Below are 17,266 nucleotides of genomic sequence, written 5' to 3' on the forward strand. Positions count from 1 at the left end.
TGACCAAGCCTGGGGAGAACGGGTATGACGATGCGTCTGCGACCACTGTCCGTCCAACTGCGTCTCGCGTTGCTCGGCAGCACCATGATGCTGGCCGCGCCGCTGGCCGCGTGGGCTGCGGACGCACCGCAGAACACCGATGCCGGGCAAACCGCGAATGCGCCGGCCGCCACGCCCTCGCCCGGCACCGCGAAGAACAACCAGAGCACCACCGAGCTGGGCAAGATCACGGTGACGGCGCAGAGCCGCACGCAGGAAATGCAGCAGGTACCGATCGCCTTGCAGATCGTCACTGCCAAGGACATCGCCAGCGTCACCGCCACCGACATCAGCCAGATGCAGTACTTCGTGCCTGGACTGGTCGTCACCACCTCCCAGCCGACCCAGCCCGGCTACACCCTGCGCGGCATCACCACCGAGGATTTCGGCATCGGCACCGAGCCCGCCGTGGGCGTATACGTGGACGGCGTCTACGCCGACCGCACCGGCGGCTCGATGCTGGCGTTCAACGACATCCAGCGCATCGAGGTGCTGAAAGGTCCGCAGGGGACGCTGTTCGGCCGCAACGCCGCCGGCGGCGCCATCTCGATCGTCACCAACGAACCCAGCGACAAGTTCGAGGGCGATGCCACGCTGCGTTACGGCAACTACGGCGAGCGCTACGCATACGGCCTGGTCAACATTCCCCTGAACAAGGACATGGCGCTGCGCGTCAGTGCCTACGACAACCAGAGCGACGGGTGGATCAAGGACCAGGCGACCGGCCAGCGCTACGGCGACAACGGCGACTGGGGAACGCGTGCGGTATTCCGCTGGAACATCACGCCGGACACCCGCATGCTGTTGTCGTGGGACCACGAGAAGCTCAACCAGGCACCGCAGGCAGCCATCGGCCTGGTGCCGCTGTCGGACTTCACCCTGCGGCAACCCTCCGGCCTGGTGCTGCCGCCTTTCCCGGCGGAGCCGTCCACTTATCTGAATCCGTTGAACGCACCGCTGTACAACGACGCAGTCGGCGCCGACGAGCGCCGCCGCTTCGATGGCGTCACCCTGACGCTCGACCACAACTTCGCCTGGGGCAGCCTCACCTCGACCACCGCCTGGCGCAACTTCGATACCTTCAATCTCGAAGACAGCGACGGCACCGCCAACATCGACACCTACCTCGCCACCGCCAACATCGAGCACAACAACGCCTTCTCGCAGGAGTTCAAGCTCGCCAGCAGCAACGACCTGCTCGACTGGGTCACCGGCGTGAGCTGGTACAGCGAGCAGGCACGGCAGGGCAATCAGGTGGACGTCACCACCGACAGCATCGACACGCTGGCGGTGAACACGGGTGCCCAGACGGGAACGCCCACCGGCACCCTCTTCCACTACTTCCAGTCGATGCTCGACGCCTACAACCTGCCCTACAACCTGTTGGGCGATCCGTGGACCGAGCAGATCAACAACAACGGCAACTACAAGTCCTACGCAGCCTTCGGCGACGTGATCTGGCATCTCAGCGACAAGCTGGACCTGACCACCGGCGCGCGCTTCACCCACGACGAGCGGGATTTCTCCTGGTTCAACATCCCGCGCCAGGCGCCGCAACTGGACAATACGCTGAGCCAGCTCCAGCAGGCCGGCATACTCGACATGGCAGCCGCCATGGCCGGCATTCCCACGTCCGCCCTGCTCAGCGCCTTCCAGAGCAACGAGATCTTCACCGCCAGCGGCGGCGCGCCCGTCAACACCCTGGTCAGCGCGCACAACACATGGAACGACTTCAGCCCGCGCGCGGTGCTCAGCTACAAGTTCACCCAAGACGTGATGGCCTATTTCTCGGTGGCCAAGGGCTACAAGGCCGGCGGCTACGAAAGCCTGGACATCGGCTCGCACTTCGCGCCGGAGAAGGTGTGGAACTACGAGGCCGGCATCAAGACGGTGCTGCCGGAGTACAACCTGCTGTTCAACGGCTCGGTGTACTACTACCGCTACTACAACCTGCAGGAGCAGGTGCTCAACCCGAACGTCACCGGCCAGCCCGGCTCCAACGGCACGGGCATTCCGTACTACACCACCAGCGTCAGCAACGAAGAAGCCAAGGGCGTCGACCTGGAAGCGCAGTGGCAACCGGTCGAACCATTGAAATTCAATGCCAACGTGGCCTACATCAGCCAGCGCTACCTGCAATCCACGGCGCCGGACGGCACCGTGCTCAACGGTCAGCCCACCGGCAACCCGCTGTGGTCGGCCACCGCCGGCATGGCCTACACCGTGCACAACGTGGCCAACGGCAACGTGGTGTTCAACTTCCAGTATGGCTTCCGCAGCAAGACCCGCTGCAACGGGGAGTCGGAGATCCAGGGCACCTGCCAGACCAGTCCGAATTTCCAGGTTGGCATGGCCCAGCGCCATGCCAATGCGCGACTCGACTGGCAGACGCCGGACCAGCGTTGGGACGTCGGCCTGTTCGTGAACAATGTCTTCAATGAACGCTACATCGGCATCACCAATCTCACCACGACGGTGTTCGGCACGCCCTGGGCCGTCATCGATCCGCCCCGCACCTACGGCGCGGAATTGCGCGTGAAGTTCTGATCCCTGCCCGCCACCCCAAGGCCCACATGTCCGACCTCGACACCACACTGCGTCGGCTGCGCGAAGCGCAGGCGCACGACCCGCTGCCGGACTGGCCCACGCGCGCCGCGCGCCTGCGTGCGCTGCAACGCCTGTTGCTCGCGCATCGCGACGGCATCGCCGATGCGATCCACGCCGACTTCGGCAATCGACCGACGCAAGAAACCGAATTGCTGGAGATCTTCCCCAGCCTCTCCGCCGTGCGCCACGCGTTGCGCCACGGCAAACGCTGGATGCGGGCGAAGCGGCGCCTCGCCGATTTGCTGTTCCTGCCGGCGCGCACCGAGCTGCGTCCGCAGCCGCTGGGCGTGGTGGGCATCATCGTGCCGTGGAACTATCCGCTCTACCTCGCGGTGGGACCACTGGTGGACGCGCTCGCCGCCGGCAATCGCGTGATGCTGAAGATGAGCGAATACACACCACGTTTTTCGGCCTTGTTCGCCGAACTCGTCGCCAAGTACTTCCGCAACGACGAGGTGCAGGTGGTCAACGGCGACGCCACCGTGGGCCAGGCGTTCGCCACGTTGCCGTTCGACCATCTGCTGTTCACCGGTTCCACTGCCGTAGGCCACCATGTGATGCGCGCGGCCGCGGCCAACCTCACGCCGGTGACGCTGGAACTGGGCGGCAAGTCGCCGGTGATCCTGGGCCCCGGTGCTCGCATGGAGCATGCGGCCGAACGCATCGTGTTCGGCAAGCTGGTCAATGCAGGGCAGACCTGCATCGCGCCCGACTATGTGCTGCTGCCGCGTGCACGCATGGACGAGTTCGTCGCGGCGGCGCGTGCGGCGACGGCGCGCCTGTATCCCGACCTCGCACGCAATGCGCAATACGCCAGCATCGCCACCGACCGCCATTACGCGCGACTTTCCACGCTGCGCGACGATGCAAATGCCGCCGGCGCCTCGATCGAATCGCTGAGCGAGGCCGCGCCCGATGCTGTGCGCCGCCTGCTGCCACCCGTGCTGATCGCGGACGTGCGTGACGACATGCGGGTGATGCAGGAAGAAATCTTCGGTCCGCTGCTGCCGCTGGTGCCTTACGACACCATGGACGAAGCCATTGCCTACGTGGGCGCTCGTGCGCACCCACTGGCGCTGTATCTGTTCGAGACGGACCGGTCGCTGATCGACCGCGTGCTGGCGCGCACCCATGCCGGCGGCGTCACCCTCAACGACACGCTCTACCACATCGCCCAGCACGAACTGCCCTTCGGCGGCGTGGGCGCCTCGGGCATGGGCGGCTACCACGGCGAGGCCGGCTTCCGCACCTTCTCGCACACCAAGCCCGTGTTCCGCCAGGCGCGCTGGAATGGCGCCGGGCTACTCAATCCGCCCTACGGCAAGCGCTTCCGGCAGATGCTGGATCTCCTGCTCAAACGCGGCTGAAGCACCTCTGCGATCGTCCCTGATCGCGGAGATCAAATCGGCGGCCGTCCATGCCCGCACTCTTCAGACAAGAAAAAACCTCCCCGCTTGCGCGGGGAGGTTTCTGGGGCGAAGCCGGTCAGAACTTGTACTGCGCCGACACGCTCAGCAGGTTGCCGTAGTCGTCGTAGGTGCCGGTCAGCACATCGCCGGTGGCGCTGGTGGCATCGTTCACGCCTGCGTGGCTGACGAAGATGTGCGCATACGATGCGTTGATCTGGAAGTGCTCGCTGGCCTTGTAGCCGATACCGAAGGCAGCCATGCGGCGGGCGGCATCGGGCACGCGCGGGTCGCGGTTGCTTGCGGTCATCGGCGCCTGGTCGACGGACACGCCGGCACGCAGGGTCAGCTTGTCGGTGGCGTAGTACTCGCCGCCGACCGCGACGTAGTAGGTGTTGCGCCAGTTGAACGGCAGGACGGTGGGGGGCTGCGCGTTGGCGTAGTCCACGGTGAGGCTGCGCATCACGCTCCATTGCGTCCACGACACATCCGCACCGATGCCGAACTTCGATTCCTGATGCCAGTAGCTCAGGGTGGCGACGGCCGGGTTGGTGAGGCGCGCCGTGCCGCTGGTGTGGGTGAACGGCGGAATGCTGGAAGCCAGCTGCGGGTTGGCCTGCAACAGGCTGTAGCCCGGGGCGCCGGCGGTATCGAAATTGGCCGTGCCGTCGATGTCGTGGGTGATGCGCGAGCGGTAGTTCAAGCCCAGGCGATCATTCCCGGTCGGCTTCCAGTAGGCGCCCAGCTGCCAGCCCCAGGCCCAGTCGTTGCCCTTGACCTCGGCATAGCCGTCCGAATCCGGCGGAAGCGCCGCAGCCACCTGGGCTGCGCCGGCGGTCGCGGCGGCGGTAGCCGCGGCGGTGGCCTGCTGCTCGGCCGCGGCGAGCATCGCGGCAGCCTGCTGCGCCGTGATCTGGTTCGCAGCCTGCGCCGCCTGGATCTGGGCCGCAGCGGCAGCCACTGCCGCCGCCGCCTGCGCCTGCGCCTGCTTGGCGATGCCCTGCTGGATGCCCAGGCCCACGGCGTTGAAGTTGATCGCGTTGGTCAGGTCGGCATTGGTGCGTTCGGCGATGGCGCTGGCACCGATGCTCCACTCGTCGTTGATCTTGAACGAAGCCGACAGCGTGCTGTCGTACGACTTCAGCACGGTCTTGACGGCGTCGTAGCGGCCCATCCAGTTGTTGTCGTATTCGGTCTGGAAACCATACGGCACGTCGAACGCGACGCCGAGGTTGACGCGATCGCTCACCTTGGTGGAGATCGCCAGGGCAGGCACCGGCAAGGTGGTGCCGGCGTCGCCGCCGTTGCCGCCGCTGATCGGGTTGCCCAGCACGTCGTGCGAGCTGCCGCTGAACTTGGCGCTGAAGTTGATCGCGGTGATGTCGGCCTGCACATAGGTGCCGTCGAGGTCGCTCATCGCCGCCGGGTTGTTCTCCACCACCGACACGTCGCCGCCGGCCGTGCTGGAACCCGCGTAGGCGCGGCCCAAGCCCTGCGTGCTGTTCTCATGCAACTGGAAGGCGCTGGCATGGGCCATGCCGGGTGCGACCAGGGCGACCGCAACGGCCGCGCTGAGCGCGGCGAACGCCAACGGACGGGAGGCGCTGGGGAGAAGGCGGTTGGACTTGTGCATCACATGCTCCTGCATCATGGAGTTGGGCGGTTCGCGTGCCGGACAGATCTCACACGAAATTCATACAAGCGTTTAACATCGCTGCGCGGCACTGTGCCCGCTCGTTCCGAGCGTTGCAAGTGCTGGCGCAGCAATCGCACGGGATAATCCCCGGCATCTGTCGCCGAACATCAGGGAACGCCCATGCAGTGCTACATCTACGCCAGCCGCCGCAAACCGGATACCTACCTCTGGCTGGCCGAGCGCGACGGTTTTGGCGTGCTGCCCGAATCGCTGCGCAGCATGCTGGGCGAACTGCGCTTCGCGCTGGAGCTGCGACTGGATGCGCAACGCCGCCTGCCGCGCGAGGACACCGCGCAAGTGCTCGCGCACCTGCACGAACAAGGCTGGCACCTGCAATTGCCGCCGGAGGGTGCGCTGACCGGCGCAAGCCATCCTGCGTACGGCGCAACGCTGGTCGATGCGCCGCCGCGCGATTGAACATGCTGCCCTCGCGTTAACGCGAGGTTACCGCCTAGCGTCATCACGGTTCCTATACTGTGAGGATGACTCAGACCAAATCGCGCCGACGCCCTCCGTTCCTGCAGGCACTTGCCTGGTTCATTCCTGGCCTGCTCGCCGTGGCGCTGGCCGGCACGGTGGCCCACCCGCTCACGTTGATCCCGTTGCTGCTGGCGAACGCATTGACGATGGCCGCGGTGTGCCATGCGATCGGCTTCGAACCCGAACCCAGCTTTGCGCGTGCAGTGCTGCGCCGCGGCGCCGCGCACCTGGTGATGCTCACCGGGTACGCGGTGATCGTATTCGTGCTGGTGGCATGGCCGATGCTGGCGCTGAGCCACGCGCACAGCCTGTCCGCCACGCTCGCGCTGGTCGCCACGCTGGTGCTGGCGTTGGCCGTGCTGTGGCGACCGTGGCCTGCGTTCGGGCTGGTGTTCGTGTGGGACGACGCCTACCCGTCGAAGCACGACGGCTCGTGGATCTTCACCGCGACGCTGCGCAGCCTGATGTTCGGCCGCCACCTCGCGCGCGAAGAACGCTTCTTCAGCCATTTCCTGCCCGCTGCCCTGGCCCTTCTGGCGATGACCTGGGGCGCCATTGCGCTGAGCGGCCTGTACGGCATGCTGCCGTCGGAAATCCGCATCGCCGCGCTTGCCTTGTATGGCGTGCTGGTACTGCCGTTGGGCTGCCTGATCGCGGCCAACCGCACGCTGCACGCGCTGCTGTGCGCGCAGCACGATCGCCACCGCCGGCGCGCGGAACATGCCGACGCGGCGATCGCGGCGAAATCCGCCGCGCCAGCGGTCACCGCGCCCTTGAGCGAAGAGGAACGCACGGCCGGCACGCCGGAACAGGCCGCCGCCCTGCTCGCCGCCACCCGCGACGGCGACATCGAGCGCGCGCTTGCCCTGGTCGAGGCCGGTGCAAACCCGGACACCGCGCCGCTCGCCGGCGACCGCGACCAGCGTCCCGTGCTGATGCTCGCCGCGCTGCTGCCGGACACGCGCCTGCTGCGCGCGCTGATCGCCAAGGGTGCGGACGTCAACCGTGCCAGCGGCGGCCTCACCCCACTGCTCGCCGCCACGCGCGACAGCCTGCACGGCCGGGCCGAGGCGGTGATGACCCTGCTCGCCAACGGCGCCAATCCGCTTGCTGCCGACGGCGAGGGCCGCACCGCGCTGCACGGCGCCGTACTCGGCGAGGAACCGATGGTGGCGGCGATGCTGCTTGACGCCGACGCACCGATCAATGCACTGGATCGATCCGGCACCAGCCCGCTCGCGGCCGCCTGCCGCGCCGCCAACTGGCCGCTGGCGAAATTCCTGCTTGAACGCGGCGCCAAGCCGGCGCTGGCCAACGGCGAGCCCGCGCTGGTCGCCGCAGCCGGCATCGCCGACGACGATCCCGCCGGCGTGAAGTTGTTGCTCAAGCATCGTGCCGCGGTGAATGCGGTGGATACGCGCCGCCGCAGCGCACTGATCGCGGCCGCCGCCGAAGGTCACGAACAGATCGCCCGGGCGCTGTGTGCCGCCGGCGCCGACGCCACGCTGGCCGACCAGCACGGCAGCACGGCGCTCATGGAGGCCGCACGCGCAGGCGCAGTGGGCATCGTGCAGCGGCTCGCCGAAGCGCAGCCCGACGCGCGCGCGCGCGACAGCCATGGCCGCGACGCACTCACCCTTGCCTGCCAGTCGCCACGCGCGCATGCGGACACCGTGCGTGCGCTGCTCGCGCTGGGTGCCGAACCGAAGGCACCCGGCAGCGACGGCCGCAGCGCGCTCGACCATGCTGCGGCCACCGGGCGTTGGGATCTGGTTGCTCTGCTCGATCCGGAAACCCCGTTGCCCGCCAGCATCGGCCAGGTCGCGTTGTCCAGCGGCGCCGACACGCCGGCGCACCTGCTCGACGCGCTGCGCTTCGGTCACTGGGCCATCGTTTCCGGCTTCGCCGCGCGCGTGCAAACGTGGCCGCAGGCGCAGCTCGCCCAGCTCTACCTCGACCTCGCCCAGCCGGGCCAAGGTCAGGCGCGACGCTGGTTGCTGGATCACGGCCTCGATCCCGAAGCGCGCCTCGCCGCGCAGCAGCTTGACGACGAACACGGCGACGAGACCGTCCTCGCCGATGACGAACGCTCCGCATTGCCGCCGCTGGGCCGCCGCTTGTTCGATGCCCTGCTGCTGCAACTGCCTGCCGCCATCGAAGCCGTGATCGACCTGTTGCACGCCGGCGCCACGCCGGCGGGCGCCGGCCTGCTGGCGCAGGCGCTGCAACGTCTCGGCGGGTCCGCGCGGGGCACGGCGCTGGCGCAGGCACTGCTGGAGCGCGGTGCCGATCCCTTCGGGCCCGATGCACGCGAGCGTACGCCGCTGCAGCTCGCCGCGGTGAACGGCCAGCTCGAACTGCTGCATGTCCTGCTTGCGCGCGGCTGCAACCCGAACTGCCGCGACCGCGACGGCCGCACGCCGTTGTTCGCAGCGCTGGAACACGGCGAAGCCGCGCTGCCGATGGTGCGCCTGTTGATCGCCCACGGCGCCGACGCCGAATCCACCGACGCCAATGGCGAGACGCCCTTGGGCCTGGCGCTGGAGCATCCTGCCATCGAGCGCTGGCTGGACTGGGGCCATTGGCCGCGCCCGCGCCGCCCCCTGCGCGCCAGCGATCTGCCTGCGGCCGCGCAAGCCGGCGCATTGACCGCCGTACAACGCCTGCTGGAACTGGGCTTCGCCGTCGACACCGTCGATGCGCACGGCGCCAGCGCGCTGTTGCATGCATGCGGCGCCGGCCATGCCGAGATCGCCGCCTGCCTGCTCGACGCCGGTGCCGATCCCGCGCTGGCCGCCGCCAACGCCATCACTCCGCTGGCAGCCGCGGTGGCCGGCGGCCGCGAAAGCACCACTGCCCTGCTGCTGGAACGCAAGGCCGAAGTCGATCAGCGCCTGCCGAACCAGGGTACCGCCCTGATGGTGGCCGCCGCGATGGGACGCCCCGAGCTGGCGGAGGTGCTGATCGCCGCCGGCGCCGACGTCAATGCCGTCGACTCGCATGGACACAGCGCATTGCACGCCGCTGCGCAGTACGGCTTCGAGCACAACGACAGCCTGCGCGCGCGCCGCCTGCTCGACGTGCTGCTCAAGCACGGCGCCACCGTCGACCGCGCCGATGGCGAAGGCAAGACGGCGCTGCTGCTGCTGCTCGGCGCCTCGCAACGACCCGGCAGCGAATGCGACGCCACCCATCTGGGGGCACTGGTGCCCGCGCTGCTGGAAGCCGGTGCCAACGTGGCGCATGCCGACCAGCGCGGCGTTACGGCCTTGCACGCCTGCGCCATGCACACCCTGCTGGCACCAGCCCGCGTGCTGCTGTCGCGCGGCGCGGATCGCGCCGCCACCGACGCCTTCGGCCGCACCGCCGCCGACGTGGCCCGTCAACTGGGCTTCGTGGATATCGCGCACGAACTCGCCGTGCGCACCGGCGCGATCCCCAGCGTGCGGCAAACCCTGCGCCAGCCGGCCCAGTCGGCGGAGTGATCAGGCCACTGCCTGCCAGCGCGCATGGCGCGTCGGCGGCAGACCGCACCAGGCATCGGCGACCTGTTCCACGGTGAGCGCATCCACCCGGCTACCGTGCGGGGGGCCGCCCAGCACGGTCACCACGCTGCCCGGCGCGGCGCGCGGCGCCCAGTGCGCGGGCGAAACTCCGCCGAACATCACCACCAATGGGCAACCCATCGCAGCGGCAAGATGTGCCGGCCCGGTGTCCACCGACACCATACTGTGCGCACAAGCCAGCAAGGCCTTCAGCCGCATCAACGGCAGTTCGTCGGCGACCGACAGCACGGCCTCGCTGGCCGCGATGGCACGAATGCTTTCCAGATAGTCGGCTTCCCGCGGGCAGCCGCACAGCAGCACCCGCGCCGAAGGCAGCGTTTCCAGGATGGTCCAGGCCAGTGCCGCCCATTGCTGCAGCGGCCACGCCTTGTCGTCCTGCTCGATCGCACGCACGCCGTTCCAGCGCAAGGTGCGCTTGTTGGCCGGCTGCAGCAGCACCAGCGGATGGCCATACAGGCCGCGCGCACGCAGCCAGCGCTCGCAATCGGCACGTGCCGCCGCGTCCACCCGCAACTGCGGTGCGGCACCGGGGTCGACCACCAGCGTGTCACAGCGGCCGCGGAATGCGGATGGCGTGCAATCGCCGAAACGCAGCAGATGGTCGACCCAGTGCTCGTGTTCCCGCAACGACGTGTCGACCAGATAAGCGCAGTGCGTCGACGGCACGCCGGCCAGCCTGAGCATGCGCTGGACCCGCAACAACGCTCGCGGCTGCGGCTCGCACACGTATACCGGCGCATCGCGCCGCTGGCGCAGCCAACCGATCGCACGCCACTGTTCGCGGCTGAGCAGCAACGGCCGGTGCGGTGTCTGCAGCGCGGACACGTCGGCTACCTCGGGTTGATCCGCATACAGCCCTTGCGGCCACGTGCCGATCGCAAGCAGGTCGCAAGGCTCGCCGTAGCGCTGCTGCAACTTGTGCAGCAACGGCTGCAGCAGCACGGTATCGCCAAGGCGGCCGAAGCGGATGACCAGCGGATGCGGCGAGGTAGGCATGCACATCGCAACGCCGCGTACGGAGCTTCGTTGACAGCAGGAATTTACGCGCGCGGAAATCCTTCAGGCATCGCAAGATCAAGCGACGGTCCGCGTGTCAGTCCTGGCTCGTCAACGGCGTGGCGGGATCGCGTTCGCGCGCTTCGCGCGCCTGCGGTTCGTTGTCCGCTTCGAACAGCTTGTCCAGTTCGGCCAGTGCTTCCTTCGTGGTCTGCACCAGCTTGGCTTCGTCGTCGTAGACGAGGTATTGGGCCTTGATGAGCTCGGCGTCCTGCCGGCGGAAGCGTTCGACGCGATCCATCGCGCGTTCGGGCGTCAGGCCCAGCGCGATCAGCGCCTGCTTGGTCATCTTGAGGCTGGAATAAAGCGTCTCGCGGATTGGCTCATCCACGCCGAGGTCCATCAGCCGCCACACGTGCTGACGGTTGCGCGCGCGGGCCACAATCTTCAGATGCGGATACATGCGCCGCACCACGCGTGCCACGTGCAGGCTGGATTCCGGCTCGTCGCTGGCCAGCACGAACACCTCGGCCTTGTCCGCCTGTGCGGCGCGCAGCAGTTCCGGGCGCGCGGGATCGCCATAGAAGATGTCGTTCCAGCGGCCGAAGCGGCGTATCAGGTCCATCTGCTCGACCGAATGATCCAGTGCCACGAACGGAATGCCTTCCGCGCGCAGCACGCGTGCCACGATCTGTCCCATGCGGCCGTAGCCGGCGATGATGACCCGCGGCGAGTGCGCCACGATGGTGTCGAAATCGCGTGCCGGCTGGCGCACCTTGCGCGCCCCCAGCAGCTTCGCCAGTGCGGCCACCAGCAGCGGGGTCAGCGCCATCGACAGGGTGATCGCCAACACCAGCAGATTGTGCTGGCGCGCGGCGATCAGCCCTTGCCCGTCGGCGAGCTTGAGCACCACGAAAGCGAACTCGCCGCCGCAAGCCAGCAACACCGCGAGGCGCAGCGCATCGCCGCGCTCCAGGCCGCCCACGATCCGCCCCAGCGGCCACAGCAGGGCGCCTTTCAGCAGCAGCAGGGCGGCTACCAGCGCCAGTACCTGCAAGGGCGAGCGCAGCAGCAGGGAGATGTCCATCGACATACCCACGCTAATGAAGAACAAGCCAAGCAGCAAGCCCTTGAACGGCTCGATGTTGGATTCCAGCTCATGACGGTATTCCGAGTCGGCCAGCAGCACGCCGGCGAGGAACGCGCCCAGCGTCACCGACACCCCGGCCATTTCCATCAGCAAGGCCACGCCCATCACCACCAGCAGCGCGGTGGCAGTGGACACCTCCACAGCCTCCGCCTTTGCCACGAAGCGGAACACAGGGCGCAGCAGATAGCGGCCACCCACCACCACGGCAACGATCACGCCCACCGTGCGCAACGCACCGACGAGATCGAAACCGTGGCTGGTCGTGCTGGCGAGGAACGGCACCGCGGCGATCAGCGGGATCGCCGCCAGATCCTGGAACAGCAATATCGCGAAGGCCTGTCGTCCATAGGCGGTGCCAGCTTCCTTTCGCTCGCCGAGTATCTGCAGGCCGAACGCGGTGGACGACAGCGCCAGGCTGCCGCCCACGATCAGCGCCGCGCCCGGCGTGAATCCGAGCAACCACCATGCGACCACGCCGATCATTGCGCTGGTTGCCAATACCTGGAGCAAGCCGGTGCCGAACACCGAGTGCCGCATCACCCACAAGCGCTGCGGCGACAGCTCCAGGCCGATCACGAACAGCATCAGCACCACGCCGAACTCGGAGATCGCGGCGATGCCGCCGTTGTCGGCCACCAGCCGCAGTGCCTGCGGTCCGATGGCGATGCCGGCCAGCAGATAGCCCAATACCGCGCCCAGCTTGAAACGCTTGGTCAGCGGTACCGCGATCACGGTAGCCAGCAGGAACACTACGGCCACCTGCAGGAAATGATGGCTGTCCACGTGCGCTCCGGTCCGTTTGTAGGGGTTGATTATTTCACGCTGGTCGGAGGTGTGCGGTTGGGACACCTGCGTAACGGACTGGCAGTCCGGTTTCGCCGTCGCGGGTGAGGGAGGGAGCGGGGTTCATGTGCCTCCTCGCCAAGGCCTGGCGGGGCACTGAATGCCCTGCCGCAAGGAGCGGGCGGTTCCGGACGCCTGCCGTCGGGTAGAACCACCCTGTTCGCTGCGAAAGCGCGAAAGCCACGGTCGCGGACTCGAACCTCCCTTCAAGAAAAGAGAACCTCGAACGCGTGATCGCCAGCACGCTCTCATCCGCCATTCATGCCGGGTGCTCCCCCGCACCACCAGACCATGGGATGATCCCCGACCATGAAAACCCTAGCCGCCATCGCCGCGCTCGCTGTCGCCCTTGTCGCCCCGTTGCAGGCGCAGGATTCCATCCCCGTGTACGGCTACCGCGTGGTGCACAGCTATCCGCACGACCCCAAGGCCTATACCGAAGGCCTGCTCTACCTGGATGGCCATCTCTACGAGAGCACCGGTCAGGTGGGCAACTCCACCGTGCGCAAGGTGGACCTGCAGACCGGCAAGGTGCTGCAATCCGCGCCGACGCCGTGGCCGGACTACGGCGAAGGCATCGCGGTGTGGAAAGACAAGCTGATCCAGCTCAGCTGGCAGAACCACGAAGGCTTCATCTACGACCTCGCGACCCTGAAGCCGAATGCGCGCTTCCCCTATCCCGGCGAAGGCTGGGCGCTCACCGGTGACGGCAAGCGTCTCTATATGAGCGACGGCACGCCGACGATCCGCATCCTCGACCCGGACACGCTGCAGCAGACTGGCCAGATCGCGGTGACCGCCGACGGCCAACCGCTGGCCAACATCAACGAACTGGAATGGGTGAAAGGCCAGATTTACGCCAACGTGTGGCTGACCACGCGCATCGCGCGCATTGATCCGGCCAGCGGCAAGGTGGTCGGCTGGATCGATCTCGCCGGCCTGGTTCCGCCGGCAGACACGCTGGCCGACCCCGTCAACGACGTGCTGAACGGCATCGCCTACGATGCCCAGCACGACCGCCTGTTCGTCACCGGAAAGTGCTGGCCGAAGCTGTACGAGATCAAGCTGGTGCCGCCTAAGCACGTGCGCTGAAAACACCACACGCCTGAAGACACCCTGGTCGCATGGCCGGTGCGCGGCGGCCTTGCCTTGACCGGAGCGCCAGGCATCCGCACACCGGGTGCGCTCCTGCGGTGCAATCACTCCGCCGCCAGCGCGCGCCGGATGATGCCGGCCAGTTGCGCCACCGCCGGCGAGGGTTCCGCCTCGGCACGGTGCAGCGCCAAACCGAGCATGGGCAACGCAGGCAATCCCGCCTGCTTCGCGGTCAATGCGCGCACGTTCTCCGGCAGGCCCAGCGATGTGCGTACGCTCACGCCCAAGCCTGCATTCACGGCTGCCCAGGTTCCGGCAAGACTGGTGCTGCTGAAGGCGATGCGCCAAGCGATGCCCGCGCGATCCAGCGCCGCGATGGCCGCACTGCGCAGCAGGCAGGGCGATTCCAGCATCACCAGCGGCAACGGTTCGCCGCGCTCTTGGAGTTTCATCGGCGCGTCGGCCGCCACCACCCAGCGCATCGGCCAGCGCCCTTCGCGTTCGGCATGCGGACTTCCCGCGCCGGCTTCCCACGCCAGCGCCAGGTCGAGCTTTCCCTTGTTCACGCCATCGAGCAGCTCCGCATTGCGCGCGATGCGTGCCTCGATACGCAACTTTGGGTGCGTCCGCGCGAAGCGGCCGAGTACTGCGGGCAGCAGGCTTTCACCAAAGTCCTCCTGCATGCCCAGCCGCACGCGCCCTGCCAGTTCCACGCCGCGGATCGCGGCGACGGCTTCATCGTTCAACTCCAGCAGGCGCCGCGCATAGCCAAGCATCGCTTCGCCCGCCTCCGTGAGCGCCATGCCGCGCCCAGCCTTGCGCAACAGCGGCGCGCCGGCTTGCCGTTCCAGCTTCTTGAGCTGCGCGCTCACCGCAGAAGTGGAGCGGTTCAGGCGTTCGGCCGCCTGCGCGAAGCTGCCCAGTTCGATGCCGGTGGCAAAGCTCCGCAGCGTATCGATGTCGAGGTTGACGCGAGGCATGGCAATGATCCTATTTTTCGGGATTATCGATATCGAATTTCCCGATTTTCAGGATTATCATCGAGCGCTATCGTGGCCCCGTCAAATCCCGCATGAGACTGCCCACATGGCCCACGACCCGCAATACGCACACAAGAGCATTGGCGACATTGCCCCTAAACTCGCCGCCCTCACCGATGACGTGCTGTTCGCCGACGTCTGGTCGCGCACTCAGCTTCGCCCGCGCGAACGCAGCATCGCCACGGTGGCGGCACTCGTCGCCCTGAACCGCACCGAGCAACTGCCGTTCCACCTCGACCGCGCCCGCGACAACGGTCTCGAAGACGAGGAACTGGTCGAACTCATCACCCACCTCGCGTTCTATGCCGGTTGGCCCTGCGCGTTCTCGGCCATCGGCGTGCTGCGCAAGACGCAGACGGAGCGCGCGCCATGATCGCGATGCAATACACCATCACGCTGCCTGCCGGTTACGACATGGCCATCATCCGCCGGCGCATCGCGGACAAGGGCCATCTGCTGGACGACTTTCCCGGCCTCGGGTTCAAGGCATGGCTGTACGCCCTGTGCGACGACGGCGAATTGCCCGGCCGCGACAATCTCTACGCACCGTTCTACCTATGGCGCGACAGCGCGGGCATGAACGCCTTCCTCAATGGCGCCGGATTCGCCGCGCTGTCGCAGGATTTCGGACGCCCCGCGGTGCGCAACTGGATACCGTGGCAGGCGGAACTCGTCCACGATCTGCGCGGCGCAGTCTGCGCCACGCGCGAAATCGCAGTCCTGCCCGACCATGCGGACCTCGCGGAGTGGCAGCGCAGGGAAGAGGAGTCCACGCATGCCGCCATGGCCGAAGGCGCGCTTGCCGCGATCACTGCCTGCAACCCGGCGGATTGGACGCTGGCGCGTTTCCGGCTCTGGCCCGAAGTGCGTGCCGACCTCGCTGGCGCAGAATGCCAGGCCTACCGCGTCGGCCATATATCGCAACCTCGATAGCACCCCGCACGACACCTACCGGAGAAAACCCATGCCCCTCGTCCGCATCTCCCTGCGCCGCGGCAAGTCCACCGCCCATCTCGCCGCCTTGCGCAACGGCATCTATGCCGCCATGCGCGAAACCTTCAACGTGCCGGAAGACGACCGTTTCATCCTGGTCCACCAGCACGAGGCCGAGGAATTCGACTGCGACCCGAACTACCTCGGCATCGCGCGCAGCGACGACCTGGTGATCGTGCAGATCGCCTGCAACAACACGCGCACGGTGGCGCAGAAGCAGGCGTTCTATCGCCGCGTGGCCGAGAACCTCGCCGCCGATCCCGGCCTGCGGCCCGAGGATGTCTTCATCAACCTGCTGGAGACGGCCAGGGAGAACTGGTCGTTCGGCAACGGCATCGCGCAATACGCGTGAGCTGCCTCAGCGCGGAAGCACGCCTATCGTGCGCATCCATGCGTCCGCCAGATCGGTCCAGTGGGTGATCGGCATGTCCGTGCGCCGCACGCCGAAAGCATGGCCGCCGTGCGCGTACAGATGCATCTCTGTCGGAACGTCGGCGGCCTTCAGCGCAGCGAAATACGTCAGCGCCTGCTGCACGCCGTCCACATTGTCGTCTTCGGCTTGCACGACGAAGGTGGGCGGCGTGTCGTGGGTGACGGGCACGTTGGGATTCAACTTGCCGTTCTCCAGCGCGAGATGCCCTGGGTAGATCGCCATCGCGAAATCCGGGCGCGCGCTTTCCCGGTCGGCTTCGTCCACCGGCTTGTACAAGCGCGTGCCGAAGTGCGTGCTGATTTCCGCCACCAGGAAACCGCCGGCGGAGAAGCCGACCACGCCGACCTTGTGCGGATCGATGTTCCATGCCTTCGCGTGCAGGCGCACCAGACCCATCGTGCGCTGCACGTCCTCCAGCGCCATCGTCGGCACCTCGTAGTCATCGGGCCGGCACTTGCAGTGCCAGTCGTAAGGCGCGCCCGGCACGCGGTATTTCAGCAGCACGCAAGTGATGCCGCGCGAGGTCAGCCAGTCGCAGATCTCGGTGCCTTCCAGATCTATGGCCAGCACTTCGAAGCCCCCACCAGGGAACACCACCACCGCGGCGCCAGTGTTCTTCCCCTGCGGCGGATAGATGGTCATCGTTGGCCACGACACGTTGGCCACTTCCAGCCACGGTTTGCCCGCGATCAGATGCTCCTTTCGCAGTGCCGCGTACTCCGGCCCTGGCATCGTCTTCATGTCGGGCGGCGTGCCCGGCCACAGTGACATCTGCAGGTGGCCGGCGGAAGGCTGCCAGACTGTTTCCGCCGCATGCGTGCCCACGCATGCGAACAGCAGGCCGAAGAACACTAGCCACGTTTTCATGCTGCCCCTTTGCCTCGGTGCCCAACCAAGGCCTTTCTGTGGATGGAGGCTTGTC

General features: G+C 67.3%; 13 protein-coding genes. 8 read left to right on the forward strand and 5 right to left on the reverse strand.

Features of this window, described 5'->3' with window-relative positions:
- Positions 1–24: 24 nt before the first annotated feature.
- Both IHE49_RS05370 and IHE49_RS05375 read left to right on the forward strand, forming a co-directional pair.
- Positions 25–2,586 carry a TonB-dependent receptor gene (locus IHE49_RS05370; RefSeq protein WP_192155675.1) on the forward strand — a complete coding sequence of 854 codons (2,562 nt, stop codon included), beginning with the start codon at positions 25–27 and terminating at the stop codon, positions 2,584–2,586.
- Positions 2,586–4,013 carry a coniferyl aldehyde dehydrogenase gene (locus IHE49_RS05375; RefSeq protein ID WP_343227548.1) on the forward strand — a complete coding sequence of 476 codons (1,428 nt, stop codon included), beginning with the start codon at positions 2,586–2,588 and terminating at the stop codon, positions 4,011–4,013. Before IHE49_RS05370 ends, IHE49_RS05375 begins: the two co-directional genes overlap by 1 nt.
- A 118-nt stretch (positions 4,014–4,131) precedes the next feature.
- Here IHE49_RS05375 and IHE49_RS05380 read toward each other — a convergent pair whose 3' ends face one another.
- Complete coding sequence (locus IHE49_RS05380) at positions 4,132–5,685, reverse strand: outer membrane protein transport protein (RefSeq protein ID WP_192155679.1); 1,554 nt, start codon at positions 5,683–5,685, stop codon at positions 4,132–4,134.
- Positions 5,686–5,868: 183 nt separating this feature from the next.
- Between IHE49_RS05380 and IHE49_RS05385 the strand changes: the two genes are divergently transcribed.
- Positions 5,869–6,165 carry a YcgL domain-containing protein gene (locus IHE49_RS05385; RefSeq protein ID WP_192155680.1) on the forward strand — a complete coding sequence of 99 codons (297 nt, stop codon included), beginning with the start codon at positions 5,869–5,871 and terminating at the stop codon, positions 6,163–6,165.
- 65 nt (positions 6,166–6,230) lie between these two features.
- The gene (locus IHE49_RS05390) at positions 6,231–9,713 is read left to right on the forward strand and encodes an ankyrin repeat domain-containing protein (protein ID WP_192155682.1); all 3,483 of its coding nucleotides are present in this window, start codon (positions 6,231–6,233) and stop codon (positions 9,711–9,713) included.
- Here the strand turns inward: IHE49_RS05390 and IHE49_RS05395 are convergent, their stop codons facing one another.
- Complete coding sequence (locus IHE49_RS05395) at positions 9,714–10,790, reverse strand: glycosyltransferase family 9 protein (RefSeq protein ID WP_225578201.1); 1,077 nt, start codon at positions 10,788–10,790, stop codon at positions 9,714–9,716.
- 97 nt (positions 10,791–10,887) lie between these two features.
- On the reverse strand, positions 10,888–12,723 hold the full coding sequence (locus tag IHE49_RS05400) for a monovalent cation:proton antiporter-2 (CPA2) family protein (RefSeq protein ID WP_192155686.1): 1,836 nt from the start codon (positions 12,721–12,723) through the stop codon (positions 10,888–10,890).
- Positions 12,724–13,092: 369 nt separating this feature from the next.
- Between IHE49_RS05400 and IHE49_RS05405 the strand changes: the two genes are divergently transcribed.
- A complete protein-coding gene (locus IHE49_RS05405; protein ID WP_192155688.1) occupies positions 13,093–13,875 on the forward strand; it encodes a glutaminyl-peptide cyclotransferase in 783 nt (260 codons plus the stop codon).
- Positions 13,876–13,982: 107 nt separating this feature from the next.
- On the opposite strand, the gene IHE49_RS05410 is transcribed toward IHE49_RS05405, so the two are convergent.
- Entirely contained in the window at positions 13,983–14,858 is an 876-nt protein-coding gene (locus tag IHE49_RS05410) for a LysR substrate-binding domain-containing protein (RefSeq protein WP_192155690.1), read from the reverse strand.
- Between the two features lie 106 nt (positions 14,859–14,964).
- Between IHE49_RS05410 and IHE49_RS05415 the strand changes: the two genes are divergently transcribed.
- Genes IHE49_RS05415 through IHE49_RS05425 form a run of 3 tightly spaced genes read left to right on the forward strand, consistent with a single transcriptional unit; the run spans position 14,965 to position 16,263 of the window.
- Positions 14,965–15,291: a carboxymuconolactone decarboxylase family protein gene (locus IHE49_RS05415; RefSeq protein ID WP_192155692.1), complete on the forward strand. Its 327-nt coding sequence runs from the start codon at positions 14,965–14,967 to the stop codon at positions 15,289–15,291.
- The gene (locus IHE49_RS05420) at positions 15,288–15,851 is read left to right on the forward strand and encodes a DUF4865 family protein (protein ID WP_192155694.1); all 564 of its coding nucleotides are present in this window, start codon (positions 15,288–15,290) and stop codon (positions 15,849–15,851) included. Before IHE49_RS05415 ends, IHE49_RS05420 begins: the two co-directional genes overlap by 4 nt.
- 31 nt (positions 15,852–15,882) lie before the next feature.
- Positions 15,883–16,263: a tautomerase family protein gene (locus IHE49_RS05425; RefSeq protein WP_192155696.1), complete on the forward strand. Its 381-nt coding sequence runs from the start codon at positions 15,883–15,885 to the stop codon at positions 16,261–16,263.
- Positions 16,264–16,269: 6 nt separating this feature from the next.
- Here IHE49_RS05425 and IHE49_RS05430 read toward each other — a convergent pair whose 3' ends face one another.
- The gene (locus IHE49_RS05430; protein WP_192155698.1) at positions 16,270–17,211 is read right to left on the reverse strand and encodes an alpha/beta hydrolase; all 942 of its coding nucleotides are present in this window, start codon (positions 17,209–17,211) and stop codon (positions 16,270–16,272) included.
- Between the last annotated feature and the right edge of the window lie 55 nt (positions 17,212–17,266).

Source organism: Rhodanobacter sp. 7MK24 (assembly GCF_014842995.1).
GTDB lineage: Bacteria > Pseudomonadota > Gammaproteobacteria > Xanthomonadales > Rhodanobacteraceae > Rhodanobacter_A.

What these genes read in the sequence shown, in the direction of transcription:
- IHE49_RS05410 (WP_192155690.1), bottom strand. Translation starts at nt 14,858, where the DNA reads ATGCCTCGCGTCAACCTCGACATCGATACGCTGCGGAGCTTTGCCACC.
- IHE49_RS05385 (WP_192155680.1), top strand. Translation starts at nt 5,869, where the DNA reads ATGCAGTGCTACATCTACGCCAGCCGCCGCAAACCGGATACCTACCTC.
- IHE49_RS05420 (WP_192155694.1), top strand. Translation starts at nt 15,288, where the DNA reads ATGATCGCGATGCAATACACCATCACGCTGCCTGCCGGTTACGACATG.
- IHE49_RS05395 (WP_225578201.1), bottom strand. Translation starts at nt 10,790, where the DNA reads ATGCCTACCTCGCCGCATCCGCTGGTCATCCGCTTCGGCCGCCTTGGC.
- IHE49_RS05405 (WP_192155688.1), top strand. Translation starts at nt 13,093, where the DNA reads ATGAAAACCCTAGCCGCCATCGCCGCGCTCGCTGTCGCCCTTGTCGCC.
- IHE49_RS05370 (WP_192155675.1), top strand. Translation starts at nt 25, where the DNA reads ATGACGATGCGTCTGCGACCACTGTCCGTCCAACTGCGTCTCGCGTTG.
- IHE49_RS05390 (WP_192155682.1), top strand. Translation starts at nt 6,231, where the DNA reads ATGACTCAGACCAAATCGCGCCGACGCCCTCCGTTCCTGCAGGCACTT.
- IHE49_RS05430 (WP_192155698.1), bottom strand. Translation starts at nt 17,211, where the DNA reads ATGAAAACGTGGCTAGTGTTCTTCGGCCTGCTGTTCGCATGCGTGGGC.
- IHE49_RS05380 (WP_192155679.1), bottom strand. Translation starts at nt 5,685, where the DNA reads ATGCACAAGTCCAACCGCCTTCTCCCCAGCGCCTCCCGTCCGTTGGCG.
- IHE49_RS05425 (WP_192155696.1), top strand. Translation starts at nt 15,883, where the DNA reads ATGCCCCTCGTCCGCATCTCCCTGCGCCGCGGCAAGTCCACCGCCCAT.
- IHE49_RS05415 (WP_192155692.1), top strand. Translation starts at nt 14,965, where the DNA reads ATGGCCCACGACCCGCAATACGCACACAAGAGCATTGGCGACATTGCC.